Raw genomic sequence first — 24,556 nt, forward strand, 5'->3', positions numbered from 1 at the left:
TTATTAACTGGGAGGAGCACATATGAATAGTAAATTAAGAGATTTAGTTCAGATACCCTTGATGGCAGCCATAATTTTTGTGGCAGCCTATATGATTCATATACCTACGGTAGGGGGAGGAATGGTACATTTAGGTGATTCCATGATCTTTATTGCTGCTGTTGTATTAGGTAAAAAAAGAGGTGCTTATGCTTCTGCAGTAGGAATGGCACTTTTCGATATACTAAGTGGCTTTGCAATCTGGGCACCTTTTACCTTTATTATAAAGGGCACAATGGCATATATAGCAGGAGATATATTGAGTAAGAGTAGAAATTTAGGTTTTAAGGCACAGCTTCCCGCTTTTTTAGCAGCCAGTATATTTATGGTTCCTGCATATTTTCTAGCTCAGGTTCTGATAGGAGCGCTTATTACAGGAGAATTAGGATGGAAAGTAGCTTTAATTTATGCTTTAAAGGATGTTCCTGCTAATATATTTCAGGTAGGTGCTGGAATTGTGATTGCGATGCCTTTGTTGAAGGGGTTGGAGAAGACGACGGTTTTGAATAGAGGTAAGAACTAAGAAGTAAGAAGTAAGAGCTAAGAGCTGAAAGAGCAGAGATGAAAGAGCAGAGAAAAGAGAAAAGAGAAAAGATAAGAGAAAAGGGCAAAGAGAAAAGGGCAAAGAGAAAAGGGCAAAGAGCAGAGAAAAGAGAAGAGAGAAGAGAGAAGAGATTAGGAAAAAAATAAACCTGCGGAGGCGCAGGTTATTTTTTTGGGGTTATTATCTGTCTCTTCTGGTATTCTTTTGAACTTTTCTTGCTTTTCTGCATTCTGGGCATCTAACTGGTTCGTTTTCGAAACCCTTTTCTTTGTAGAAATTTTGTTCTCCTACAGTAAATAAAAATTCTTGACCGCAGTCTTTACAGATTATTTTCTTGTCATCCATGGATAAAAACAACCTCCTTAAAATATAGGATAATTTTACCGCTCAGAGAATCTTCCTATATCTTTTGAAGGAAGTACCTTTACTATAAAATTACCGAATCATTACTGTATAAACAATTCTGTTTATAATTTGATTATACCATAGGAATAATCCTTGGCAATATCTAAATAAAGCAAATTGTAAAAAATATCAAAAAATAACAACAAGTCAATTTTTTTCTCTTTTTAATGAGAAAAGAATAAAGGTTATAAGGGGTAAAAGGATATATACAACTAAAGAAATATAGGAATAATAATTTAATAATTTGAAGAAAGCTATGTTGTTTCGGCAGGATAAATATGCTGCTATAAATACTATGATTGACAGCGCATAATAAAAGATTTTATTCCTTTCAAAGAGGTTTTGATAGAGCAGTATAATTGAATACATTGCAAGGATGTATTTTATAAACCATCCTGATACTACCTGTAGAACGGCAAATAGCTCTCCAAATTCTATGAAGCCTCCGAAGCTGATTCTTTGGGTCTCGAGAAGCTTAGGGAAGAATATATTCCCTCCCCTATAGGGACCAAAGGTAGCCAGCATGCTTATACAGGAAAATAGTGAAACAGCAATAACTATAGCTATTCCTATAATGAAGTCTCTTCTCAGGGTTTTTTTACTTATTACATGAGTGATGTAAGGTAATATAATAAATAAAGCTCCGTAGAGCCCTAGTATCTGCATGGTACATAGAATAAGCTCTTTGGTTATTCCGGAGGATAAAATTGGCAGAATGTAATCAAAGTGCTTATATTGTAGGGAGAAGGCACCGGTAATTATCTCTGATAGATATACAAAAATTACAGTAATAATTGCAGCTAAGAAAATAGAAACATAGCCTTTAAGCAGTGGGTATAAGGCTGGAATTACAAAAAAGGCTATTAGATACCATATAGGTGTTTCGTCAAAGATGTTAGTTTTAATAGTGATAGCTTCTACACCAACGCTTTCTATTGCAGTGATAAGAAACATAGTGGCTATAAGTGCAAGGAGAATATTGCCAAAGGCATTTCCGTAGACCTTATGAAAAATGTCTTTAATGGAATATCAATTTTTCTTTTTCATAATGTTAAGCATAAGGAAGGATATGAGTAAAAAAATAATGGAAGCAGCAATCATAGCTATCCAGCTATCCCTTCCCCCTTGGCGAATATATACTGATGAATAGGTGTTTAAGGACGATATGCCTATCAAAGATAAAAGAAAGATAAGATGCTTGCTGGATAAAGTATTCATTATATCAACCCTCCTAGGATATTTCCTTGTTATTATTCTCAAAAAAGTGAATATTAAACCCCTGGAGAGAGATAATAAAATGGGGTGAGATTAATGAATAATATAGTAAATACCTTAAAAGATAACTTTAAGAATGCCTATGATGTGAAATTTAGAGAGATAAAAACTAGCATTGGTGATGTGACAATAGTTTTTATTGATACCTTAAGCAGTACTCAGTTCATCAGTGAGTTTATAATAAAACCCATGGAGCGCATGACTCAAGATATTAAAAATCTTCAGGATGTTAGTGATAGGATACTTAATATCAATGACGTACATAAGCTTTATGAGCTTCAAGAGGTTTATACTAGAGTTCTTATGGGTGATGTGGTTATAATTGCTCATAATGAGAGTACTATGCTTGTTTGTGATGTTAAAAGCTTTAATAGAAGAGGTATAGGAATTCCTGATACGGAACAGGTTATAAAAGGACCAAGAGAAGGCTTTACCGATGCCTTTGTGGATAATGTAACCTTGATTAGAAGAAGAGTGAGAAATGAAAATTTGAAAACTGAGGTGCTAAGTGCTGGAGTGAAAAGCCATACCACGGTAGTGCTTGTATACCTAAAGGGGATAGCTCCTGAAAAGCTGTTAGAGAGGATAAGAGGAGCTATAAATTCAATAGAATCCCCCTTCATACTGGATATAAACTATATTGAAGAGAAGCTTAAAAGCAAATCTACAACCTTTGATACCTTGGGCTATACAGAAAAGCCAGACATTGCTTCTGCAAGGATTATGGAGGGCCGCGTTTGTGTGTTAGTTGATGGAACCCCATTTGCCATAACTGCTCCACATTTTTTTATGGAAAGCTTTCAAATGGCTGACGATTATTACCTCAATAAGTATTTTAGTAATTTTAATAGAATAATTAGATGGCTGGCCTTTTTTATGGCTATTTTCCTGCCAGGGTTGTATTTAGCCATAACTACTTATCATTTTTCTCTAATACCATCCTTATTTATTTTTAGGATGGCTGTTAATAGAGCAGGAGTACCCTTCCCAGCAGTGGTGGAAATTTTAATAATGATGTTTCTTTTCCAGCTGGTAAAAGAGGCTGGCCTCAGGATGCCTCGGGCAGTGGGAAGTGCAATGAGCATAGTGGCTGGTCTTATTTTAGGTGATGCAGCAGTCGGTGCTGGTATTGCCTCAAGGATAACCCTAGTTATTGTATCTATAAGCATGGTTTCTTATTTTTTGGTTCCTAAGCTCTATACTGCTACCTCAACCTGGTCCATAATAATTGTTTTATTTTCTGCTTTTTTAGGGCTACCAGGCTTTTATATAGGATCAGTGCTACTTATAGTTCATATTGCATCCTTAGACAGCTGCGGCTATAACTTTGTATTCCCTGTTGGTACCTTAAGAAAATTTAAGTATAAAGATATACTTTTTAGAGGTGATTTAAAGAATATTTCTTACTGTATCTTTGAAAGGGAGGATGAAAATGAGGGCTAGGATAAAGCTGTTGATACCTATAATAATCTCAATATTATTATTTTCTGGTTGTTATAGCTATAGAGATATAAATAAGGTTATTTTCGTTACTAGCATGCTCATTGATATGGATGAAAATGACAACATCATAGTATATGGAGATACCTTAAGACCCTATAGAGATGCAGGAGAAAGCTCTGAAAGAGGGCAGAGAGGCTTTTATAAGGGTGAGGGTAAGTCTCTTCTAGAGGCTATCTCAGATATGAGTCTATCAGCTAGTTTTATGCTGGATTTTTCTCAAAATAAGGCTATAATATTTTCTCAAAAGGCTGCAGAAAGCGGAATAGATAAATATATGGATTATCTAAATAGAGCTCAGGAGCTAAACGTTAGAGCCTATTTGTTTGTATATTATGGGGATATTGAAAAGCTTATGACTATGACTGCCTCTAACGAAGATTATTTAGGCAACTTTCTTAATGATATAGTTAATAAGGTTGGAGCATCCTCAAAAACTATATTTTTGAATGTCAATGATTATCTCACAGAAAAGAGAATTGGAAGTGGAATAACAGTGCTTACAGCACTAGAGCTTGAGGAGGAAGCAGGAGAAGAAAAGCTCCACCTGGTAGGTGGAGGTGTTATTCAGCATGGAAAGCTTGTTGATAGGTTAGAAGAAAAAGAGGTTATGAATTATAACCTTCTTACGGGAAGAGTAAATAGAGGAATTATAGAGGTCCCTAATCCTTCTGATAAAGATAATTTAATAACTCTAGGTATAGATGGAGGGAGTACCTCAACTAAGCTTGAGCTTAAGAATGGAAAGGCGAAATTAATTAAAAAAATTAAGCTAAAGGGTATAATTGGAGAAGCTCAGGGTGAGCTGAAGCTCACAGTAGAAACTATGGATAAGATTGTTAGAGAAGCAAAGGAAACCCTTATTTATAGTACTGAAGCCTTTTACAATGAATATAACCGTAAGGGCTTAGATATTTTGAACTTAACTAGAGAAATGGAAAAGCAGCGTATATCTAATGATCATATCCATAGCTTAAAAAATATAAAACTAGAGGTTTATCCCGAAGTAATTCTTCGAGGCTCTACTAATATTCAAAATACTAATTAAAAATTTGATGCTTCATGATTAAACTAGGCCATGAAGCATCAAATCTTTTATTCTGTGTTGAAATAGTTGTGTAAATGAAATAAACTATAAATATTACTATAACCATAATTTTCTAAAAATAGGAGGGTCCTATGGCTGGTACATATTCTTTCGATGTAGTTTCACAGGTAAATATGCAGGAAGTTGATAATGCAATAAATCAAGCAAAAAAGGAAATAGAACAAAGATATGACTTTAAAAATTCCAAATCACAAATAGAGTTATTAAAGGATTCAGTAAAAATCATATCTGACGATGAATATAAGCTAAATACAGTAATAGAAATTTTAAAAGGTAAGTTTGTTAAACGTGGTATATCACCCAAGGCTTTGAATTTTGGAAAGATAGAAAAGGCTAATCTCGGAACTGTTAGAGTGGAGGCTACCCTTATAAATGGAATAGAGAAGGAAAAGGCTAAGGAAATTTCCGCAGAAATTAAGGCTTCAAAGCTGAAGGTGCAGACACAGATTATGGATGATCAGCTAAGAGTATCGGGAAAAAATAAAGATGATCTCCAGGCTGCAATAAATTTATTAAAGGAAAAGGATTTTAGTATCCCACTTCAATTTACAAATTATAGATAATAATGTTATAATTGTAATATAAGTAATTATGATGAAATTCCTATAATCAATATAATAAGCGACTGGAGAAGAGTTATGGATGATTACAGGGAAGCCTACAATTTGCTGATGAAGGAGTTCTTGAGCTATCAAGCCCTGGCTGAGGATCAGATTCAAACCCTAAGCGAGAAAAACATTAAGCTTGAGAAGTCACTGGATGCATTTTTTAATATAATAGAAATAAGCAAATACATTAATTCTTACCTAAGCAGTGAAAGCCTTACTCAAAGGATAAATGATATGATTATTGGCATTTTAGGAGCCACATATTCATCTATATATCTGAAGGAAGATGGCTATCTTCGTGTAAGAGCTAGTAACTGTAGAGATAAAGATTTGGATATACTAGAGAAGGCCTTTCATCAAAATATTGAAAACGGGAATCCCTTTGTTATGAATTCTGCAAAGCCATTGTATGGAAATGACAGTAAAAGAGGGAGTATTTGTTCTGTAATCGGTGTGCCTATTAAGCTCAGAGGCAAATTTGCTGGCTATATTATAGTTGAGCATACTCATTGTAATTTTTTTAATAATGACCATATTAAGTTTATATCCTCCATTGCCAATCAAATTGGAATAGCTTTGGAGAATAGTCTGCTGTACAGAAAAATTAAGGAAAGCTCAAAAAGAGATCCTGCTCTGAATATATACCATAGAAAATATTTCGTTGATTTTTTAAGTCGTAGAATAAATCAAAATAATTCTCCTTTTGCTGTTGTTATGATAGATTTTGATGATTTTAAGGCTATTAATGATAGTTGTGGACATCCTTTTGGAGACATGGTATTGACTGAAACTGTTCGGCTCATTGAAAAAAATATCAGCAAGGGTGACATCTTAGCAAGATATGGTGGAGAGGAACTGGTTTTATTTATAGATAATCCTCCTTCTAAGGAAGCTTTGTTTGAAAAGATAAATATTATCAGGGACAAAATATCCAATAATGAACTTAATTATAGAGGAAGGATAAAGACTATCACCGCAAGCTTTGGAATAAGCTTATATCCTGAGGATGGAAGCAATGTAGAGGAGCTTTTATTCATCGCTGACGGGAATTTGTATAAGGCAAAAGACATGGGGAAAAATAGTGTTGTGCTCATGGGAGTCTAATAAAAAAAGCTTTATTTTTAATTTATATTTTAATGATTTTTTTAGCTTATGTTAGTAAACTGCGAATAATAAAAGCTATTTTGATAATAATAAAAATATAGATTAATGTAAAGCGTTGCAAAAATATTCTGACTATTATATAATTACTTTAATCAAGTTTTTCACCTAAAAAAATCAAAGGGGTGGTTCTAATGATTCAAGTATTTTGTAACAAGAGAGGTTCTGGAAAAACTAAAAGATTAATTGAATTAGCAAACTCACAGTCTGAAACTATTAAGGGGCATGTTGTGTATCTTGATGATGACAGCAGAGCAATGTATTCACTAAATAGGAATATTAGATTCATTGCAACTAACGAGTATAAACTCAAAGACTTCGAGGGGTTGTATGGATATTTGTGCGGCATTCTCTCCGGTGACTATGATATTGAACAGATATATATTGATGGTCTGTGCAATATAGTAGACGGAGATCTTCCTAATGCTGCATTTTTATTTGCCAAATTAGAGGATGTAAGTGAGCTTTTTAATGTAGATTTCTTTATAAACATCAATGAAGAGTCTTGTAGCGAAATGCCTGAATTTATTAAAAAGTACGTAGCATAATAATATAGAAAATAACTACAATCTAAAAAAGATATATTGTATTTTGATAAAAGAGGCTGTAAGGTAGTTCCTATCCTACGGCCTTGTTATTTTTGCCAAAACTCTGTTTGCATTTTTAATTTTTTATTATAAAATATATATGGTAACAAAGGAATATATAAATTCAATACCGTAGTAGTATTTACACAAGGAGGAATTCCCATGACAAGTGTTTACACGGACCTAATGGAAAGAGGATATATTAAACAGCTGACCCATGAAGAAGAAATAAAGGAATTATTAGAAAAAGAAAAGGTGACCTTTTATATAGGCTTTGACCCTACAGCAGATAGCCTACATGTTGGACATTTTATTGCCCTTATGTTTATGGCTCATATGCAGAAGGCAGGGCATAGGCCTATAGCACTATTAGGTGGTGGTACTGCCATGATAGGAGATCCTTCTGGTAAGACAGATATGAGAAAGATGCTTACTAAAGAAGAAATTGACAATAATATAGCTGCTATAAAAAAGCAGATGTCACGTTTTATAGACTTTGAAGAGGGAAAGGCTCTTCTTGTAAACAATGGTGATTGGTTATTAAATCTAAATTATGTAGATTTCTTAAGAGACGTAGGGGTGCATTTTTCTGTAAATAGAATGCTCACAGCAGAATGCTTTAAGCAGAGATTAGAAAATGGACTCTCCTTCCTAGAATTTAATTATATGCTAATGCAGGGATATGACTTTTATGTACTAAACCAAAAGTATGGATGTACAATGCAGCTGGGTGGAGATGACCAGTGGTCTAATATGATAGCTGGAATGGAGCTTATAAGAAGAAAAGCTCAGAAGCCTGCCTTTGCCATGACCTGCACACTTCTTACAAACAGTGAAGGTAAGAAGATGGGAAAAACAGAAAAAGGAGCTTTATGGCTAGACAGCTCAAAGACTACTCCTTATGAATTCTATCAATATTGGAGAAATGTTGATGACAGCGATGTAGAAAAATGCTTATCTCTATTAACCTTCCTACCAATGGAGGAGGTAAGACGTTTATCAGCCCTAGAGGGCTCACAGATCAATGAAGCTAAAAAAGTATTAGCCTTCGAGGTTACAAAGCTCGTTCATGGTGAAGAAGAAGCTCAAAAGGCTAAAGAAGCCTCAGAAGCTTTATTTGGCTCTGGAAGTAATATGGAGAATGTGCCTACTTCCACTATCGGAAGTGATAGGGTAGGAGCTCAGCTTCTTGATATATTAGTAGAAACTAAGATTGTTCCTTCTAAGGCTGAAGGTAAAAGATTAATTCAGCAGGGTGGTTTATCCCTAAATGATGAGAAGATAGTAGACTTTTCACGATGCTTAAATGCTGAGGATATTATTGATGGAAGCTTTATGATTAAGCGTGGAAAGAAAAAATTTAATAGAATAATTGTAGAATAGAACTAATTAATAGGGCTGCCCTTAGAGGTTAATCAACCTCTAAGGGCAGCCATTTTACTTTATATTTTTTATACAGTATGAGTAATATAAAACGATAATTATAAAAAGAAGCAAATGAGAGGTATAAGCTATGCCTATTTTAAACAATATAAATGGTCCTACAACTCCTATAAATAGAAAGACTATAAGTAAGGTTTCCCTTAACCTAGGGGAACGCTTTAAAGGTGAATTAATCAATTTAGAAGGTGAAGAAGCTCTGATACTCCTTCCCGAGGGTTATAAGCTTAGGGCAAGAATAGTTGGTAATCTAAAGGAAGCCTATCTTTCTAAATTCTTGTTCCAGTTAGAGGATTTTAAAGATGGAAAGGTCTTTTTAAAAATTATCCATGAAGAAGCCCAGGAAGGATTTAAAGGAGAAGGAAAAGGAGAAGTTAAAGATAAATTTTTAAAAGAAGGAATAGCACCAGAGGACAAGGATATGGCCGGTCTACTTTTAAGACATAATATACCCTTGACTAAAAGTAATCTATCCTTTGTTAAGAGTGTTTTTTATCTATGGGGAGAAGGCTTAAAAAGTGAGGAATATATAGATCAGCTTATAGATAAATATATAAAACTCAAGGGTGATACCTTTCAGCCCCTAAAGGAAGGGGAAGTAAGGCTTACGCTTAAGGAAGCCTTTAAGGAAATGTCTACTCTAACAGAGGAGGATATTATTATATTTTTAGAAAATGATATTGCCCTTTCTAAAGAGAATATTACTGGGTATAAAAAGCTTATTCATAGCAGGGGAATACTTTTTGATGCTCTTAAAACCTTGGAGAATAAGAATGGAGCTCCTATGATTGCCAAGAATATCCTTCCTAAAGGTATCGATACAGCTTTAGATAATGTAATGGAAACCCCTTCTCAAGGTAATCCAAGTACTACTTTAGAGGGAGAGGCCACTGAATCAGTGTCAAGGTTAATAAATGAAGCCATAGTGACAGGTGATAAGGGTTCTATTAGCGCTGAGTCTGCTAAGGAAAATTTACATTCTGCTAATATACCTGTTGACAAGAATAACCCTGATACTAACATGAAACTTACAGAAGATAAGCCTTTTCTAGAAGTGAGCTCTGAAGTAGAAGAAGCTGATGCTATAAGTATTAATGAGAGTGAAAGCACTAGTGTTCTAGAGAAGGATCAAGTAAAAGGAGCTATGACTAGACCTATAAAAATGTTGCAGGAAGAGGTTTTAAAAGAGCTTGTGGTTAAGGGTAAAGAGCTCAAGGAAATGTTAGAAAAGGTTATAGAGGAGGTTAATAAAGGAAAGGTTACAGCTGCCTTAGAAAAGGAATTGGATGTTAGGACGAAGGATTTGAAGATCTTAAACCATCTCTCCAAGGATTACTATTACTTAGATATTCCCTTAAGGATATATAAAAAAGAATATCCTCTTAAGCTTATAATAAAGGATAGTAGAGAGGGAGGGAAGACGTTAGATTCTAAGGAAATGAAGCTTGTTGTATCTGTTGCCGCGCCACGTCTTGGAATTATTGATGGCTATCTAGAGATTAAAGATAAGAATTTAAAGGTTACTATAGCTGTTCCAGAAGAGAGCTTAGAGGTCTTTAAAATAAGTGAGGATAAGCTTCTAATTTCTCTTGAAAATTTAGGATATAATACTAATATACAATTTACTACCAAGGAGGAGGGGCAGGAGATATCCCCCTTAATAAGATTTTTTCAGCAGGATAACTCTGTTTTAGTTGATGTTTTAGTTTAGGTGGTGTTAAAATGAAGCATAGAAGAAAGGCTGCAGCCTTGAAATATGAAAATAACCTCAAGGCTCCTATAGTCACAGCAGCGGGAGCTGGATTTATAGCAGATAAAATAATAGAAGAAGCAAAGCTTAATAATGTTCCTGTGGTATATAACAAGGAGCTATCTGAGCTTCTATCCAATGTGGAAGTGGGAGAGTATATACCAGGGGAGCTCTATGAGGCAGTAGCCTATGTTATAGCATACATTGCTTCAGTGGATAAACTAATAGATGAAAGGTGAGGTTTAATATGGCCCTATACGCAATATCTGACCTGCATTTGGCCCTTAAAGCTAATAAACCAATGGATGTTTTTGGAGACCATTGGTATAAACATCACGAGAAGATTCGCACAAATTGGCTTCAAAAAATAACCCATGAGGACACGGTACTTATAGGAGGAGATATTTCATGGTCTATAAGTATAGATGAGGGTATGGAGGATTTAGCCTGGATAAATGAGCTGCCAGGACGGAAGCTGATAATCAAGGGTAATCATGATTATTGGTGGAGTGGCATTACAAAGCTTAATAGGCTTTATGAAAATATGCATTTTATCCAGAATAACTATTTTGCCTATGAGGATTATGCTGTATGTGGTACAAGAGGATGGATATGCCCTAGTGGCAATGGCTTGTCTCAAAAGGATGAAAAGATATATGCCAGGGAGCAGATTAGACTCCGCTTATCCTTAGATATGGCTGTAAAAGATGGATTTAAGAAGTTTATATGCATGATTCATTATCCTCCTACTAATGAGCGCTTTGAGGATTCTGCATTTACTGAAATTTTTGAGGAGTACTCTGTGGAAAAGGTAATCTATGGTCATCTCCATGGGCCTTCCTTGAATAGGGTTTTACAGGGTGAAAGAAATAACGTTGAATATATTATGACCTCCTGTGACTTTATAAATTTTGATCCTGTGAGAATAATGTAATTTAGTCTTCAAGCTTTGACTCTAAAAGCTTGAGGGCTTTATTTTTTTGTTTCTATTTCATTAAGATATATTTAATGGATTTATTTACCGTGGAAGGGATTGACAAAGTATATCTATATATCGTAATATTAAGATATAGTGATATATTAAAAAGACATTTAGATTGGAAGTGGAATTTTGGAATTTAATTATAAAGAGCTAGAATCAGCTGCAGAATTATTAAAGGTACTGGCCCATCCTGTTAGGCTTTGTATCGTAAACGGACTTATAAAAAATGGCCCTCAGAATGTCAGTAAGATGCAGGGCTGTCTAGACATGCCTCAATCTACTGTTTCTCAGCATCTACAGAAGCTTAGAAGTGCTGGGATAATCACTGGTGAAAGAAATGGACTAGAGATAATATACAGAGTTTCCTCAGAGGAAGCAGAAAAGTTAGTGCTTAATCTCATGACGATAATTGATAAGGATAAATTATAGTTTTTAAAAGTCAAAGAAAATTATTTAGTAATTGGAGGTATTTTATAGTGAGTAAAAAGATTTTAGTAGTAGGAGGGGTAGCAGGTGGAGCATCTGCCGCTGCAAGACTCAGAAGATTAGAGGAAGATAGCGAAATTATTATGTTTGAAAGAGGGGAACACATTTCCTTTGCAAACTGTGGACTTCCTTATTACATTGGAGATGTTATTACTGAAAGAGAAAAGCTTTTGGTTCAGACTCCAGAAGCAATGAATGCAAGATTTAAGATTGATGTTAGAGTTAATAGTGATGTTGTTTCCGTTGATAGCAAAAATAAGAGTGTTACCGTAAAGAAAAATGATGGGACCACCTATCAGGAGAGCTATGACTATTTGGTTCTTTCACCAGGAGCTAGGCCCATGACCCCACCAATACCTGGAATAGATGGAGATAAAATATATACCTTAAGAAATGTTAGGGATACTGATTATATAAAAGCAGCAGTAGATTCTAAGGGAACAAGGGAAGCTGTGGTTATAGGTGGAGGCTTCATAGGTATTGAGATGGCCGAAAACTTAATACACAAAGGAATTAAGGTGACTTTAGTAGAAGCAGCTCCTCATATACTAGCACCCTTCGATTCAGATATGGTAACTATAGCTGAAAAAGCTATGGAGGAAAAAGGGGTAGAGCTAATCTTAGGGGATGGAGTAAAGAGCTTCCAGGATAAAGGTAATGCTGTTGAAGTTTTATTGGCTAGTGGAAAGAATATAAAGGGAGATATAGTGATAGCTGCTATAGGGGTTACTCCTGATACAAAGTGGCTTAAGGATAGCGGTATAGAGCTTGGACAGAGAGGTCATATAATAGTTAACTCCTCCATGAAGACCTCAGCAGAAGGAGTATATGCCGTTGGAGATGCAGTAGAAGTAGTTGATTATGTAAATAGAAATAAAACTGCTATACCTCTTGCAGGCCCTGCTAACAGACAGGGAAGAATAGCTGCAGATAATATTGCTGGTATAAATTCTAGCTACCTAGGAACAATGGGAACCTCAATATTAAAGATATTTGATCTCACGGCAGCTTCCACAGGAAATAATGAAAGAATATTAGACAAGGCTGGAATTCCACATAAATCGATATTTGTTCATCCAAATAATCATGCAGGCTATTATCCTGGAGCGACAGGACTCAATATAAAGCTGATTTTTAATGATGAAGGAAGAGTTCTTGGAGCCCAAGCCATGGGGTATGATGGTGTGGATAAGGTTATTGATGTTATTGCTACAGTTATTAAATTTAAAGGTACTGTAGAGGATTTAGCTGAATTAGAGCTTGCTTATGCTCCACCATATTTATCTGCCAAATCCCCAGCTAACATGGCTGGCTTCGTAGCTCAAAACGTACTAAAAGGTTTAGTGGAAGTAGTGACACCTGAGCATATGAATAACATTGATTTTCAGAAAGAGCTACTTCTTGATGTTAGAGATGACATAGAGGTTCAGGGAGGTGCTGTAAAGGGGTATATGAATATTCCTTTAAATGACTTAAGAGCTAGACTTGGTGAACTAGAGGAGCACAAGGATAAAACTATCATTGCCTACTGTGCTGTAGGTCTTAGAGGTTATATTGCTTCAAGAATATTAAAGGCTAAGGGCTTTAAGGTGAAGAATGTAACGGGAGGCTTTAAATCCTACGAGCTTGCTAGCTTTATCCCAGGGGAGAGACAAGCAGAAGGTAATGTTTCTATGCAGCAGGTTGAGGAAGTTGCAGTAACAGAAAAAAAAAGCTCTAAAATAAATGAATCTGCTAAATCTGGAGTGGTTAAAGAAGTAGACGCTTGCGGATTATGCTGTCCAGGTCCTCTTATGAGAGTGAAGATGGAAATGGACTCTTTAGAGGATGGAGATATCTTAAAGATAAAAGCATCAGATAGTGGTTTTTATGAGGATGTAAAAGCCTGGTGTAAAACTACCAGTAATGAGCTTTTAAACCTCACTAAAGATTGTGGGCTTATATATGCTGATATTCAAAAAGGAAGAGGAAATAATAACAGCAATTCTGGAGAGCTCCAGGAATCTAAGGAAAGTACGGTATTTGATACAAAGGATGGAAAAACCATGATTGTTTTTAGTGGAGATCTAGATAAGGCTATTGCCTCCTTTATCATAGCCAATGGCGCAGCTGCCATGGGAAAAAAGGTAACCATGTTCTTTACCTTCTGGGGATTAAATATTTTAAGAAAATCAGAACAGGTAGAGGTGAAGAAAAATTTCATTGAGAAGGCATTTGGTATGATGATGCCTAGAGGCTCAAAGAAATTAGGATTATCCCGCATGAATATGGGAGGAATGGGAGCTAAGCTTATTAGAGGAGTAATGAAGGATAAAAATATTCAATCCTTAGAAGACCTCATAAAAGCTGCTATGGACAATGGAGTGAATATAGTTGCCTGTACTATGTCCATGGATGTAATGGGAATAAGAGAGGAAGAACTGATTCCAGGAGTTAACTTTGGTGGAGTTGGTTACTACCTTGGAGAAGCAGAAGAAGCTAACGTAAATTTATTTATATAGGAATTAGAACAATCTGTCAGAATTACACTGGCAGGTTGTTTTTTTGTTGCAAATAAAAAAAATGGTAAATACATGGAAAATAAAAAAACATATATTTCAATAAATGTAAATTATAACTTATAAAACATCAAAAATTATCAAAAATCTTTATATAAAAATACAAAATTAATTATAAAACTTTAAAATATTCTAAAAAGTGATATAATTAAATGCATAATAAAACATAGGAGAGTGAAAAAATGAGTCGATACATATTAAAGAGAATTGGCTATGGATTATTAACACTTTTTATTGTAACGACTATCACCTTTTTTCTGATGAATTTAATTCCGGGAGGACCTTTTCAAAGTGAAAAGGCTATATCTGAAGCTACAATGCAGGCTTTAGAGGAGAAATATGGTCTGGACAAGCCTTTACCGGTTCAGTATGTTAATTATTTGAAAAACTTGTTAAAAGGTGATTTGGGTTTATCAACTAAACAAAGAGGAAGAACTGTAAATGACATCATAGCTCAAAGTTTTCCAACATCTGCAAAGGTTGGAAGTATGGCGATAGTAGTTGCTGTATCTATCGGTATTCCCTTAGGCTGCATTGCAGCACTGAACAGAGGAAAGTGGCTGGATAATCTTATAATTGTTTTTTCCACTACAGGAATTGCTGTGCCAGCCTTTATAAGTGGTTCGCTGCTCATGTATTTTGTAGGGGTAAAGCTTGGGATGCTTCCTACTTATGGATTAAGTACTGCTAGTCATTATATATTGCCCGTAATTTCCTTGGCTTTATATCCTTGTGCATATATATCTAGATTAATGCGTTCGAGTATATTAGATGTTCTTGGACAGGATTACATGACTACAGCAAGGGCAAAAGGCTTATCACAAGCTAAAAGACTTTTTAAACATGCATTAAGAAATGCTGTTTTACCTGTTGTAACTTATTTAGGACCTATGATAGCTTCTATTCTCTGTGGAAGCTTTATAATAGAAACTATTTATACCATTCCTGGTCTTGGAAGTTCTTTTGTTAGCTCCATAACTGATAGAGACTATCCTTTGGTTATGGGAACAACTGTATTTTATGCTTCATTAATCATTATCATGAACGTAGTGGTAGATATAGTTTATAAAATAATTGATCCTAGAATCAAGCTTAACTAAGGAGGAGGGAGAATTATGGAAGGTAAAAACTATACTATGCATTTAGATGTCTCTGACTTTCTTCCTGCTGATGAAAGTGAAAAGCAAAGCTTAGTGACCATGAGAAAAAGCTCCAGCTTTTTTAAGGATGGAGTTAATAGATTGAAAAAAAATCCTGTGGCTATGGTTTCTTTATTTGTAATTATTCTTGTTATGATATTTGCATTTATACTGCCAGAGTTTTGGCCTTACAATTATAAAGAACAGATTAGAGGTAGTGAAAATTTAGCCCCAATGGAATATTCTCTTGAGGAGCTGAACCGAATTGAAGCTGGTGAAGAAGTATTCCCTCATATGTTGGGAACTGATTCCCTAGGACGTGATTATGCAGTTAGAACTATGATGGGAGCAAGAATTTCTCTGCTTGTAGGAATGATAGCTAGTGTGCTTATTTTGATTATTGGTTCTATCTATGGTGCCTGCGCTGCTTATTTTGGTGGCAGAGTAGATATGATAATGATGAGAATTGTTGATATCATTTATACCGTTCCTGATATTATGCTCATAATACTTATGTCTGTTACCTTAAAGGAGCCTATAAAGGGGCTGGCCAATAAATATACCTTCCTTTCATGGATAAATATAATCGGTGTACCTCTGATTTGTATATTTATTGTTTTTTCTCTTCTTTACTGGGTTGGTATGGCGAGAGTTGTTAGGAGTCAGGTACTAACAATAAAGGAGCAGGAATATGTAACAGCAGCAAGGGCTATGGGAGCTGGTCATGTAAGGATAATAAAGAATCATCTCCTTACAAATTGTATAGGTACACTTATAGTAATGACTACTCTACAGATACCTTCATCAATTTTTACTGAAAGCTTTTTAAGCTTTATTGGACTTGGAGTTTCAGCACCAATGCCTAGCCTTGGTTCCATGGCAAAGGAAGCATTATCAGGAATGAGATCATATCCTGTAAGACTTTTAGTGCCTGCAATATTAATTTCCTTGATAATACTTGCGTTTAATCTTTTGGGTGATGGACTTAGAGATGCCTTTGATCCAAAACTAAAGAAGTAGGAGGGAAGAAAATGGCTGATAAAAATATATTATTAGATATCGAGAATCTTAAGCTTTCATTTTTTACCCCTGCGGGAGAGGTTAAAGCCTTAAATGATGTTTCATTGAGTCTCAAGGAGGGAGAAGTCCTAGGTATTGTTGGTGAATCTGGCAGTGGTAAATCCGTTACAGCATTTTCACTTATGGGGCTTACTGCTCATCCTGGAAAGGTAGTTGGAGGTAAAACAACCTTTAATGGACATGTAGTAACAGATATGTCTGAAAAAGAATTAAGGACAATCAGAGGAAAAGAGGTTAGTATAATATTTCAGGACCCTATGACCTCCTTGAATCCTGTTTATACTATTGGAAATCAAATCACTGAGGTAATAAGACTTCACACTGGTGCTAGCCAAAAAGAGGCTTTGAAGAAAGCTGAGGAGCTTATAAGCTTAGTTGGAATAAATGATCCTAAAAAAAGACTCAGCCAGTATCCTCATGAGCTATCTGGGGGGATGAGGCAGAGAATAATGATAGCTATTGCTCTGGCTTGTGAGCCTAAGCTTTTAATAGCCGATGAGCCTACTACAGCATTAGATGTGACGATTCAGGCACAAATTTTAGAGCTTATGATGGAACTGAAGGATAAGCTTGGAATGTCAATAATAATGATAACCCATGACTTAGGAGTTGTTGCCAACATGTGTGACAGAATAGCTGTTATGTATGCTGGTAAGGTAGTAGAGTATGGCACCGCTGAGGATATATTCTATAATCCAAAGCATAAATACACTGAAGGGCTTATAAACAGTATACCTAAGCTTATGTCTGAAGAGCATGAAAAGCTTGTTCCTATAGACGGTGTTCCTGTAGATATGCTAAATCCACCAGCAGGGTGTCCTTTTGCTCCTAGATGTAAGGAATGCATGAAGATTTGTCTTAAGAAAATGCCGCCATATACAGATATAAACGAAACTCATTATAGTGCCTGCTGGCTATTGCAGAAGGAGTCCTTTATGGGAGAAAAGGGGGAGAGAAAGTGATGGAAAAGCTTCTAGAAGTTAGAAATCTAAAACAGTATTTCCCTGTAGCAGCAGGAATGTTTAAAAAGAATTATGTAAAGGCTGTGGATGATATATCCTTTTATATAAACAAAGGGGAAACCTTAGGTCTAGTAGGAGAATCTGGTTGCGGTAAAAGTACAACAGGAAGAACTATATTAAGGCTATATGAACCTACTTCAGGAAAAATCATATATAAGGGAGAGGATATAACTAATGTTAATATGCTTCCTTATAGAAAGAAGATGCAGATAGTTTTTCAGGACCCTTATGCATCTCTAAATCCTAGAATGACCATTGCTGATATTGTTGCAGAGCCTATTGATATACATAATCTGGCTTCTAATAGAAAGGAAAGACAGGAAAAGATAATAGAGATGCTCAGAAGAGTTGGTTTAAATAGTGAGCATGCTAATAGATATCCACATGAATTTTCAGGGGGACAGAGACAGCGTATAGGAATTGCAAGAGCCCTTGCAGTAAATCCAGAATTCTTAGTTTGTGATGAGCCTGTTTCAGCACTGGATGTTTCTATACAAGCTCAGATAGTCAATATGTTTGAGGAGCTTCAGAGTGACTTAGGTTTAACTTATCTCTTCATAGCTCATGACTTATCTGTTGTGAAGCACATATCCAATAGGATAGGAGTTATGTATTTAGGGAAGATTGTTGAGCTTGCTGACAGCAATGAAATAACCTTTCATGGACTACATCCATATACCAAGTCCTTGATATCTGCAATACCTGTGCCTGATCCTAAGGAAAGCAAGAATAAGAAGCGAATTGTGCTCCAGGGGGATGTGCCAAGTCCAATTAATCCACCCAGTGGCTGTCATTTCCGTACTAGGTGTCCTTATGCAACTGAATTATGTGCACAGGCAGAGCCAGATCTGAAAGAGGTTGGCTCAGGTCATTTCGTAGCTTGTCACCATTTAGATAAAGTTAAGTAGTTATATAAAGATACACCCATTAAATTAATTTGCATGTTATAGCATTTAGCTAAACAAATATATACATAATAAGGAGGATTTTTTTATGAGAAAAATGAAAGCTTTAGCAATGGCTTTATGCTTGGTTATGGTAACAGGTATATTAAGCGGTTGTGCCGGCAATTCAGAAGGAAAAACAAATAGCAACGCTGATGCGTCTGTTTTATCCGTAAGTGTAGGTCCAGAACCAGATACCATCGATCCTGCTCTTAACTCAGCTGTTGATGGTGCTACCTTAATCATCCATGGCTTTGAAGGACTTATGACTCTTGATAAGGATGGAGTACCTACTGAGGCCCAAGCTGAGTCTTATAAGGTTAGTGAAGATGGATTAACCTATACCTTTACTCTTAGAGAGGGCTTAAAGTGGAGTGATGGTAGCGCTATTACTGCAGAGGATTTTGTTTACTCCTGGAATAGAGCTATATCCCCTGATACTGCTGCTGATTATGCTTACATGTTTGAAGTAATTGAAGGCTATGCTGATGGTAAATTAAATGTAACAGCTGTGGATGAAAAGACAGTAGAGGTTAAGCTAATCTCAGTAACTCCATATTTCCTTGAGCTATGCGCTTTCCCAGCATATTTCCCAGTACAAAAGGCTACAGTAGAAGAAGCTGGAGAAGCTTGGGCAACAGATCCTGCTACTTACATAGGAAATGGTCCATATGTTCTTAAGGAATGGGTACATGATTCCTACATGCTATATGAAAAGAATGAAAACTATTGGAACGTAGAAGCCTTAGGACCAGAAAAGATTAAGTTTGTTCTTATGGAAGATGATAACGCTGAGCTTTCAGCTTATGAGACTGGAGAATTACTATTTGTTGATACCATGCCTAATGATGAATTAGCTAGACTGTCTGAGCAAAGTGACTTCTATAAGGAAGGTCAGCTTGGAACATATTATGTAAGCTATAATACTGAAAATGAATATCTATCAAACCCTAAAGTAAGACAAGCTCTTACTCTAGCTGTAGATAGAACTTTTATCTGTGAAGAAATAGGTCAAGCAGGTCAGGTTCCTGCTGGTGCATTCGTTGCAACAGGACTTTCTGATTCAGATCCTGAAAAAGAATTTAGAGAAGTTGGTGGAGACTATTATGATCCTACAGATTACGAAGGTAATCTAGAAAAGGCTAAGAAGCTTCTTGAAGAAGCAGGCTATCCAAATGGCGAAGGACTTCCTACTTTCGAATATTTATACAATGAAGATACTGGACACCAATTAATAGGACAAGCTCTTCAAGATATGTGGGCTAAGATAGGTGTTAAGGTAGAATTAGTATCACAAGAATGGGGAACCTTCTTAAATACTCGTAAAAATGGAGATTATGACATAGCACGTAATGGATGGCTTGGAGATTATAATGATCCTATATCCTTCCTTGATATGTGGATTACTGATGGAGGAAACAACGATGCTCAGTGGTCAAATAAGGAATACGATGAGCTTATCTCAAAGATTAAATCCTCCTCTGATGCAGAAGAACGTATGAAGCTTATGCATGAAGCTGAGGATATAATCTTCGATGAATGGATGCTTTGTCCAATATACTACTACGTAGATGTTTATATGCTTAGTGAAAATGTAGAAGGCTTCTACTCTTCACCTCTAGGCTATAAATACTTCATGTATTCATCAGTAAAATAAATAATAATATTAAAAAGAACTGGAATTTATTCCAGTTCTTTTTTTTGTAAGAAAGCTTTCTGAGTTTGTTGCTTACAATAAATGGAAAAGTCGCAAAAATCAGACTTATTTTTGTTAATTAGTTAAATTTTTATCTTAATAATAGTATATTATTTGTGTTATTCATAATTTTTTAACAAAATATCAATATTATATTTATAATTATATTTTTCTTGCTATAATAATATACATATATCAATAGATATTTTTGGTATATTATATAAAAAATGTTAATCGGGGGAGCGTGACAGTATGATTCGCTACATACTAAAAAGAATAGGTTACGGTTTATTGACACTATTTATTGTGACAACCATTACCTTTTTTTTAATGTACTTAATTCCTGGGGGACCCTTTCAGAGTGAAAAGGCTAAGTCTGAAGCTACAATGAAAGCTTTGGAGGAGAAATACGGGTTGGACAAGCCTATACCAATTCAATATGTTAATTATTTGAAGAATGTAATAAAAGGTGATTTAGGTTTATCAACTAAGAATAGGGGAAGAACTGTAAATGATATAATCGCAGAAGGCTTTCCTATCTCTGCTAAGCTAGGAAGTATGGCTGTAGTAGTAGCTATCTGTGTGGGTATTCCATTAGGATGTACCGCTGCACTAAATAGGGGCAAGTGGATAGATAATGGAATAATTGTTTTTGCAACCACAGGTATAGCTATACCGAGCTTTATCGGGGCAACCTTGCTCTTGTACTTTATAGGTGTTAAGTTAGGGCTTTTACCCACCTATGGCTTGGGGTCAGCTCAGCATTATATATTACCAGTAATATCTCTATCCCTTTATCCTTCGGCATATATATCGAGACTTATGAGATCTAGTATATTGGATGTCTTAGGACAGGATTATATGACAACAGCAAGAGCAAAGGGATTGCCTCAATATAAAAGATTATTTAAGCATGCCTTGAGAAATGCAGTGTTGCCAGTAGTTACTTATTTAGGACCGATGATAGCGAGTATACTCTGTGGTAGCTTTATTGTAGAAATGATATTCACAATTCCTGGTCTTGGCAGGAGTTTTATCAGCTCTATTACTGACAGAGATTATCCCTTAGTAATGGGAACAACGATATTTTATGCTACATTAATTATTTTTATGAATGTATTAGTAGATATAGCTTATAAAATAATTGATCCAAGAATAAAGTTAAACTAAGGGGGCTTTAAAATGGAAGGTGTTAAAAATAATATTACCATGCAGCTGGATGTGAAGGATTTCCTTCCTGCTGATGAAAGTGAAAAGCAGGGCCTTGTGGTCATGAGAAAAAGCACAAGCTTCTTTAAGGATGGCTTAATAAGATTATCAAAAAATCCAATAGCTATGGTTTCAGCATTTATAATAGTTGCAGTTATGATATTTGCTTTTATATTGCCTAATTTCTGGCCATATAGCTATAAGGAGCAGATAAGGGAAAGCGAAAACTTAGCTCCAATGGAGTATTCAGAACTAGAGCAGCAGCGTATAGACGCTGGGGAAAAGGTATTCCCTCATATATTAGGTACCGATGCACTTGGTCGTGATTATCTAGTTCGTACTATGATGGGAGCTCGTATATCCTTGCTTGTAGGCTTAATAGCTAGTGTTCTTATACTTCTCATTGGTTCTATCTACGGAGCCAGTGCCGCTTATTTTGGTGGGAGGACAGATATGATAATGATGAGAATTGTTGATATCATCTATACTGTTCCTGACATTATGCTCATAATACTTTTGGCTGTTACCCTTAAGGAGCCTATTAAGGCCTTGGCTCAAAGGTTTGCTTTCCTTAGTTGGATAGAGGTAGTGGGAGTTCCGCTGATTTGTATATTTATAGTTTTTTCTCTGCTTTATTGGGTGGGCATGGCAAGAGTTGTTAGAAGTCAGGTGCTAATTATAAAAGAGCAGGAATATGTTACTGCTGCAAGAGCTATGGGAGCTAGTCATAGGAGGATTATAGGAAAGCATTTACTTACTAACTGTGTAGGTACTCTTATAGTAATCACAACTCTTCAGATACCTTCATCAATATTTACTGAAAGCTTCTTAAGCTTTATAGGTCTTGGTGTGTCAGCACCGATGCCCAGTCTCGGTTCCATGGCCAAGGAGGCCTTGGGAGGAGTTCGTTCCTATCCTATGAGACTTTTGGTGCCTGCTGTATTAATTTCACTAATAATATTGACCTTTAATCTTCTGGGAGATGGTCTTCGAGATGCCTTTGACCCTAAGCTTAAGAAATAGGAGGATGGAAAAATGAATGATGCAAATGTGCTTTTAGATATTGAGAATCTTAAGCTTTCCTTTTTTACTCCAGCGGGAGAGGTTAAGGCCTTAAATGATGTTTCTGTAAAGCTTAGAGAAGGAGAGGTTTTAGGGATAGTTGGAGAATCAGGAAGCGGAAAATCAGTTACAGCTTTCTCTCTTTTAGGACTTACTCCTAATCCTGGGAAGATAATAGGCGGGAAGACCACTTTTAATGGACATGTAATTACTGAGATGTCTGAAAAGGAAATGAGAGCCATTAGAGGCAAAGAAGCAAGTATAATATTTCAGGATCCAATGACTTCTTTAAATCCTGTATATACCATTGGTAATCAAATTACAGAGGTTATAAGGCTCCATACTAATGCCACTCAAAAGGAAGCTCTAAAGAGAGCTGAGGAGCTTATAAGCTTAGTTGGAATTAATGAACCTAGAAAAAGACTTCGTCAATATCCCCATGAGCTATCGGGAGGTATGAGGCAGAGGATAATGATAGCTATAGCTCTAGCTTGTGAACCCAAGCTATTAATAGCAGATGAACCGACTACAGCACTGGATGTAACAATTCAGGCTCAGATATTAGAGCTGATGATGGAGCTTAAGGATAAGCTTGGAATGTCAATAATAATGATAACCCATGATTTAGGGGTTGTTGCTAATATGTGTGACAGAATTGCTGTTATGTATGCTGGGAAAATAGTAGAGTATGGCACAGCTGAAGATATATTTTATAGTCCAAAGCATAAATATACAGAAGGACTTATAAACAGTATACCCAAGATAAATTCCGAAAACCATGAAAAGCTGGTTCCTATAGAAGGAGTTCCTGTAGATATGCTGAATCCTCCAGCAGGCTGTCCCTTTGCACCTCGCTGCAGGGATTGCATGAAGATCTGTCTTAGGGAAATGCCTCCCTACACAGATATAGATGGAATTCATTATAGTGCTTGCTGGCTTATGCAGAAGGAGGCCTTTATGGCAGAAAAGGAAGGGGTTTTATAATGGAAAAGCTTTTAGAGGTTAAAAATCTAAAGCAGCACTTTCCTGTAGCTGCAGGAATCTTTAAAAAGAATTATGTAAAGGCTGTAGATGATATATCCTTTTATATAAATAAAGGAGAAACCTTAGGTCTTGTAGGTGAATCAGGCTGTGGTAAGAGCTCCGCTGGAAGAACAATACTAAGACTTTATGAGCCTACAGCTGGAAGGATTATTTATAATGGGGAGGATATTACTGAAAAAAAGATGCTTCCCTATAGAAAAAAGATGCAGATAGTTTTTCAGGATCCTTATGCATCTCTTAATCCTCGTATGACTGTTGCAGATATAGTGGCAGAGCCAATCGATATTCATAAGCTTGCTGAAAATAAAAAGGATAGACAGGATAGAATAATCGAGATGCTCAGCAGAGTTGGTTTAAATAGCGAGCATGCTAATAGATACCCCCATGAGTTTTCTGGTGGTCAGAGGCAGCGTATTGGAATTGCAAGAGCCCTTGCGGTTAATCCTGAATTTATTGTTTGTGATGAGCCGGTATCAGCTCTGGATGTATCTATCCAGGCTCAGATTGTTAATATGTTTGAAGAACTGCAGAGTGACCTTGGACTAACCTATCTTTTCATAGCCCATGATTTATCTGTTGTTAAGCACATATCCAATAGAATAGGGGTTATGTATCTGGGTAAGCTCGTGGAGCTTAGCAGTAGCAGAGAGGTTGCTATGAACCCTCTCCATCCCTATACAAAGTCCCTATTATCAGCAATACCAATACCTGATCCTATTGAAAGCAAAAAGAGACAGAGGATAGTTCTGCAGGGGGATGTACCAAGTCCTATAAATCCTCCTAGTGGCTGTCGTTTCCGTACTCGATGTCAATATGCAACCTCACTGTGTGCAGAGGAAGAGCCAGAATTTAGAGAATTTAGTACCGGCCACTTTGCAGCCTGTCACAGGATAGAGGAAATTGGTTAAAAGTTAGGA

The 24,556-nt window shown here is 36.0% G+C and carries 25 protein-coding genes; 22 read left to right on the forward strand and 3 right to left on the reverse strand.

The window, feature by feature from the left end; genetic code table 11:
• The first annotated feature begins 22 nt into the window (after positions 1-22).
• Both ACPWSR_RS11605 and ACPWSR_RS11610 read left to right on the forward strand, forming a co-directional pair.
• Positions 23-562: an ECF transporter S component gene (locus ACPWSR_RS11605; protein ID WP_426348387.1), complete on the forward strand. Its 540-nt coding sequence runs from the start codon at positions 23-25 to the stop codon at positions 560-562.
• 38 nt (positions 563-600) lie between these two features.
• Positions 601-729: a hypothetical protein gene (locus ACPWSR_RS11610; RefSeq protein ID WP_426348388.1), complete on the forward strand. Its 129-nt coding sequence runs from the start codon at positions 601-603 to the stop codon at positions 727-729.
• Between the two features lie 34 nt (positions 730-763).
• Here the strand turns inward: ACPWSR_RS11610 and ACPWSR_RS11615 are convergent, their stop codons facing one another.
• The 3 genes from ACPWSR_RS11615 to ACPWSR_RS11625 all read right to left on the reverse strand — a co-directional run bounded on the left by ACPWSR_RS11615 (position 764) and on the right by ACPWSR_RS11625 (position 2,206).
• Positions 764-928, reverse strand: a complete 165-nt coding sequence (locus ACPWSR_RS11615) for a zinc-ribbon domain-containing protein (protein WP_426348389.1) — start codon at positions 926-928, stop codon at positions 764-766.
• Between the two features lie 207 nt (positions 929-1,135).
• Complete coding sequence (locus ACPWSR_RS11620; protein WP_426351382.1) at positions 1,136-2,011, reverse strand: GerAB/ArcD/ProY family transporter; 876 nt, start codon at positions 2,009-2,011, stop codon at positions 1,136-1,138.
• 6 nt (positions 2,012-2,017) lie between these two features.
• Positions 2,018-2,206 (reverse strand): hypothetical protein, encoded by a 189-nt coding sequence (locus tag ACPWSR_RS11625; RefSeq protein WP_426348390.1) that lies wholly within the window; start codon positions 2,204-2,206, stop codon positions 2,018-2,020.
• Between the two features lie 93 nt (positions 2,207-2,299).
• On the opposite strand from ACPWSR_RS11625, the gene ACPWSR_RS11630 reads away from it, so the two are divergent.
• The 20 genes from ACPWSR_RS11630 (at position 2,300) to ACPWSR_RS11725 (ending at position 24,547) form a co-directional block, all read left to right on the forward strand.
• Entirely contained in the window at positions 2,300-3,706 is a 1,407-nt protein-coding gene (locus ACPWSR_RS11630; RefSeq protein ID WP_426348391.1) for a spore germination protein, read from the forward strand.
• Positions 3,696-4,811 carry a Ger(x)C family spore germination protein gene (locus tag ACPWSR_RS11635; RefSeq protein ID WP_426348392.1) on the forward strand — a complete coding sequence of 372 codons (1,116 nt, stop codon included), beginning with the start codon at positions 3,696-3,698 and terminating at the stop codon, positions 4,809-4,811. Before ACPWSR_RS11630 ends, ACPWSR_RS11635 begins: the two co-directional genes overlap by 11 nt.
• Positions 4,812-4,942: 131 nt before the next feature.
• Positions 4,943-5,434 carry a YajQ family cyclic di-GMP-binding protein gene (locus tag ACPWSR_RS11640; RefSeq protein ID WP_426348393.1) on the forward strand — a complete coding sequence of 164 codons (492 nt, stop codon included), beginning with the start codon at positions 4,943-4,945 and terminating at the stop codon, positions 5,432-5,434.
• Between the two features lie 75 nt (positions 5,435-5,509).
• Complete coding sequence (locus ACPWSR_RS11645) at positions 5,510-6,583, forward strand: diguanylate cyclase (protein ID WP_426348394.1); 1,074 nt, start codon at positions 5,510-5,512, stop codon at positions 6,581-6,583.
• Positions 6,584-6,774: 191 nt separating this feature from the next.
• Entirely contained in the window at positions 6,775-7,188 is a 414-nt protein-coding gene (locus ACPWSR_RS11650; protein WP_426348395.1) for a hypothetical protein, read from the forward strand.
• Between the two features lie 201 nt (positions 7,189-7,389).
• Entirely contained in the window at positions 7,390-8,610 is a 1,221-nt protein-coding gene (gene tyrS, locus ACPWSR_RS11655) for a tyrosine--tRNA ligase (RefSeq protein ID WP_426348396.1), read from the forward strand.
• A gap of 130 nt (positions 8,611-8,740) precedes the next feature.
• The gene (locus ACPWSR_RS11660) at positions 8,741-10,378 is read left to right on the forward strand and encodes a hypothetical protein (RefSeq protein WP_426348397.1); all 1,638 of its coding nucleotides are present in this window, start codon (positions 8,741-8,743) and stop codon (positions 10,376-10,378) included.
• Positions 10,379-10,389: 11 nt separating this feature from the next.
• The gene (locus ACPWSR_RS11665) at positions 10,390-10,656 is read left to right on the forward strand and encodes an EscU/YscU/HrcU family type III secretion system export apparatus switch protein (RefSeq protein WP_426348398.1); all 267 of its coding nucleotides are present in this window, start codon (positions 10,390-10,392) and stop codon (positions 10,654-10,656) included.
• 8 nt (positions 10,657-10,664) lie between these two features.
• Entirely contained in the window at positions 10,665-11,351 is a 687-nt protein-coding gene (locus ACPWSR_RS11670; protein WP_426348399.1) for a metallophosphoesterase, read from the forward strand.
• Positions 11,352-11,528: 177 nt separating this feature from the next.
• Positions 11,529-11,828, forward strand: a complete 300-nt coding sequence (locus tag ACPWSR_RS11675) for an ArsR/SmtB family transcription factor (protein ID WP_426348400.1) — start codon at positions 11,529-11,531, stop codon at positions 11,826-11,828.
• Positions 11,829-11,875: 47 nt separating this feature from the next.
• Positions 11,876-14,386 carry a DsrE/DsrF/DrsH-like family protein gene (locus tag ACPWSR_RS11680; protein ID WP_426348401.1) on the forward strand — a complete coding sequence of 837 codons (2,511 nt, stop codon included), beginning with the start codon at positions 11,876-11,878 and terminating at the stop codon, positions 14,384-14,386.
• A gap of 239 nt (positions 14,387-14,625) precedes the next feature.
• On the forward strand, positions 14,626-15,543 hold the full coding sequence (locus tag ACPWSR_RS11685; protein ID WP_426348402.1) for an ABC transporter permease: 918 nt from the start codon (positions 14,626-14,628) through the stop codon (positions 15,541-15,543).
• Positions 15,544-15,558: 15 nt separating this feature from the next.
• The gene (locus tag ACPWSR_RS11690; RefSeq protein ID WP_426348403.1) at positions 15,559-16,602 is read left to right on the forward strand and encodes an ABC transporter permease; all 1,044 of its coding nucleotides are present in this window, start codon (positions 15,559-15,561) and stop codon (positions 16,600-16,602) included.
• Positions 16,603-16,613: 11 nt separating this feature from the next.
• Positions 16,614-17,624 (forward strand): ABC transporter ATP-binding protein, encoded by a 1,011-nt coding sequence (locus ACPWSR_RS11695; protein WP_426348404.1) that lies wholly within the window; start codon positions 16,614-16,616, stop codon positions 17,622-17,624.
• Complete coding sequence (locus ACPWSR_RS11700) at positions 17,624-18,592, forward strand: ABC transporter ATP-binding protein (RefSeq protein WP_426351383.1); 969 nt, start codon at positions 17,624-17,626, stop codon at positions 18,590-18,592. The genes ACPWSR_RS11695 and ACPWSR_RS11700 overlap by 1 nt, the downstream gene beginning before the upstream one ends.
• Before the next feature lie 85 nt (positions 18,593-18,677).
• Complete coding sequence (locus ACPWSR_RS11705) at positions 18,678-20,285, forward strand: peptide ABC transporter substrate-binding protein (protein ID WP_426348405.1); 1,608 nt, start codon at positions 18,678-18,680, stop codon at positions 20,283-20,285.
• Between the two features lie 291 nt (positions 20,286-20,576).
• On the forward strand, positions 20,577-21,494 hold the full coding sequence (locus ACPWSR_RS11710) for an ABC transporter permease (RefSeq protein WP_426348406.1): 918 nt from the start codon (positions 20,577-20,579) through the stop codon (positions 21,492-21,494).
• Positions 21,495-21,506: 12 nt separating this feature from the next.
• Complete coding sequence (locus ACPWSR_RS11715) at positions 21,507-22,556, forward strand: ABC transporter permease (protein WP_426348407.1); 1,050 nt, start codon at positions 21,507-21,509, stop codon at positions 22,554-22,556.
• A 12-nt stretch (positions 22,557-22,568) separates the two neighbouring features.
• On the forward strand, positions 22,569-23,579 hold the full coding sequence (locus ACPWSR_RS11720; protein WP_426348408.1) for an ABC transporter ATP-binding protein: 1,011 nt from the start codon (positions 22,569-22,571) through the stop codon (positions 23,577-23,579).
• The gene (locus ACPWSR_RS11725) at positions 23,579-24,547 is read left to right on the forward strand and encodes an ABC transporter ATP-binding protein (RefSeq protein WP_426348409.1); all 969 of its coding nucleotides are present in this window, start codon (positions 23,579-23,581) and stop codon (positions 24,545-24,547) included. Before ACPWSR_RS11720 ends, ACPWSR_RS11725 begins: the two co-directional genes overlap by 1 nt.
• Positions 24,548-24,556: the final 9 nt, after the last annotated feature.

The organism is Alloiococcus sp. CFN-8, assembly GCF_049943125.1.
GTDB lineage: Bacteria > Bacillota > Clostridia > Clostridiales > Clostridiaceae > JAEXZL01.

What these genes read in the sequence shown, in the direction of transcription:
- ACPWSR_RS11605 (WP_426348387.1), top strand. Translation starts at nt 23, where the DNA reads ATGAATAGTAAATTAAGAGATTTAGTTCAGATACCCTTGATGGCAGCC.
- ACPWSR_RS11610 (WP_426348388.1), top strand. Translation starts at nt 601, where the DNA reads ATGAAAGAGCAGAGAAAAGAGAAAAGAGAAAAGATAAGAGAAAAGGGC.
- ACPWSR_RS11615 (WP_426348389.1), bottom strand. Translation starts at nt 928, where the DNA reads ATGGATGACAAGAAAATAATCTGTAAAGACTGCGGTCAAGAATTTTTA.
- ACPWSR_RS11625 (WP_426348390.1), bottom strand. Translation starts at nt 2,206, where the DNA reads ATGAATACTTTATCCAGCAAGCATCTTATCTTTCTTTTATCTTTGATA.
- ACPWSR_RS11630 (WP_426348391.1), top strand. Translation starts at nt 2,300, where the DNA reads ATGAATAATATAGTAAATACCTTAAAAGATAACTTTAAGAATGCCTAT.
- ACPWSR_RS11635 (WP_426348392.1), top strand. Translation starts at nt 3,696, where the DNA reads ATGAGGGCTAGGATAAAGCTGTTGATACCTATAATAATCTCAATATTA.
- ACPWSR_RS11640 (WP_426348393.1), top strand. Translation starts at nt 4,943, where the DNA reads ATGGCTGGTACATATTCTTTCGATGTAGTTTCACAGGTAAATATGCAG.
- ACPWSR_RS11645 (WP_426348394.1), top strand. Translation starts at nt 5,510, where the DNA reads ATGGATGATTACAGGGAAGCCTACAATTTGCTGATGAAGGAGTTCTTG.
- ACPWSR_RS11650 (WP_426348395.1), top strand. Translation starts at nt 6,775, where the DNA reads ATGATTCAAGTATTTTGTAACAAGAGAGGTTCTGGAAAAACTAAAAGA.
- tyrS (WP_426348396.1), top strand. Translation starts at nt 7,390, where the DNA reads ATGACAAGTGTTTACACGGACCTAATGGAAAGAGGATATATTAAACAG.
- ACPWSR_RS11660 (WP_426348397.1), top strand. Translation starts at nt 8,741, where the DNA reads ATGCCTATTTTAAACAATATAAATGGTCCTACAACTCCTATAAATAGA.
- ACPWSR_RS11665 (WP_426348398.1), top strand. Translation starts at nt 10,390, where the DNA reads ATGAAGCATAGAAGAAAGGCTGCAGCCTTGAAATATGAAAATAACCTC.
- ACPWSR_RS11670 (WP_426348399.1), top strand. Translation starts at nt 10,665, where the DNA reads ATGGCCCTATACGCAATATCTGACCTGCATTTGGCCCTTAAAGCTAAT.
- ACPWSR_RS11685 (WP_426348402.1), top strand. Translation starts at nt 14,626, where the DNA reads ATGAGTCGATACATATTAAAGAGAATTGGCTATGGATTATTAACACTT.
- ACPWSR_RS11690 (WP_426348403.1), top strand. Translation starts at nt 15,559, where the DNA reads ATGGAAGGTAAAAACTATACTATGCATTTAGATGTCTCTGACTTTCTT.
- ACPWSR_RS11695 (WP_426348404.1), top strand. Translation starts at nt 16,614, where the DNA reads ATGGCTGATAAAAATATATTATTAGATATCGAGAATCTTAAGCTTTCA.
- ACPWSR_RS11700 (WP_426351383.1), top strand. Translation starts at nt 17,624, where the DNA reads ATGGAAAAGCTTCTAGAAGTTAGAAATCTAAAACAGTATTTCCCTGTA.
- ACPWSR_RS11705 (WP_426348405.1), top strand. Translation starts at nt 18,678, where the DNA reads ATGAGAAAAATGAAAGCTTTAGCAATGGCTTTATGCTTGGTTATGGTA.
- ACPWSR_RS11710 (WP_426348406.1), top strand. Translation starts at nt 20,577, where the DNA reads ATGATTCGCTACATACTAAAAAGAATAGGTTACGGTTTATTGACACTA.
- ACPWSR_RS11715 (WP_426348407.1), top strand. Translation starts at nt 21,507, where the DNA reads ATGGAAGGTGTTAAAAATAATATTACCATGCAGCTGGATGTGAAGGAT.
- ACPWSR_RS11720 (WP_426348408.1), top strand. Translation starts at nt 22,569, where the DNA reads ATGAATGATGCAAATGTGCTTTTAGATATTGAGAATCTTAAGCTTTCC.
- ACPWSR_RS11725 (WP_426348409.1), top strand. Translation starts at nt 23,579, where the DNA reads ATGGAAAAGCTTTTAGAGGTTAAAAATCTAAAGCAGCACTTTCCTGTA.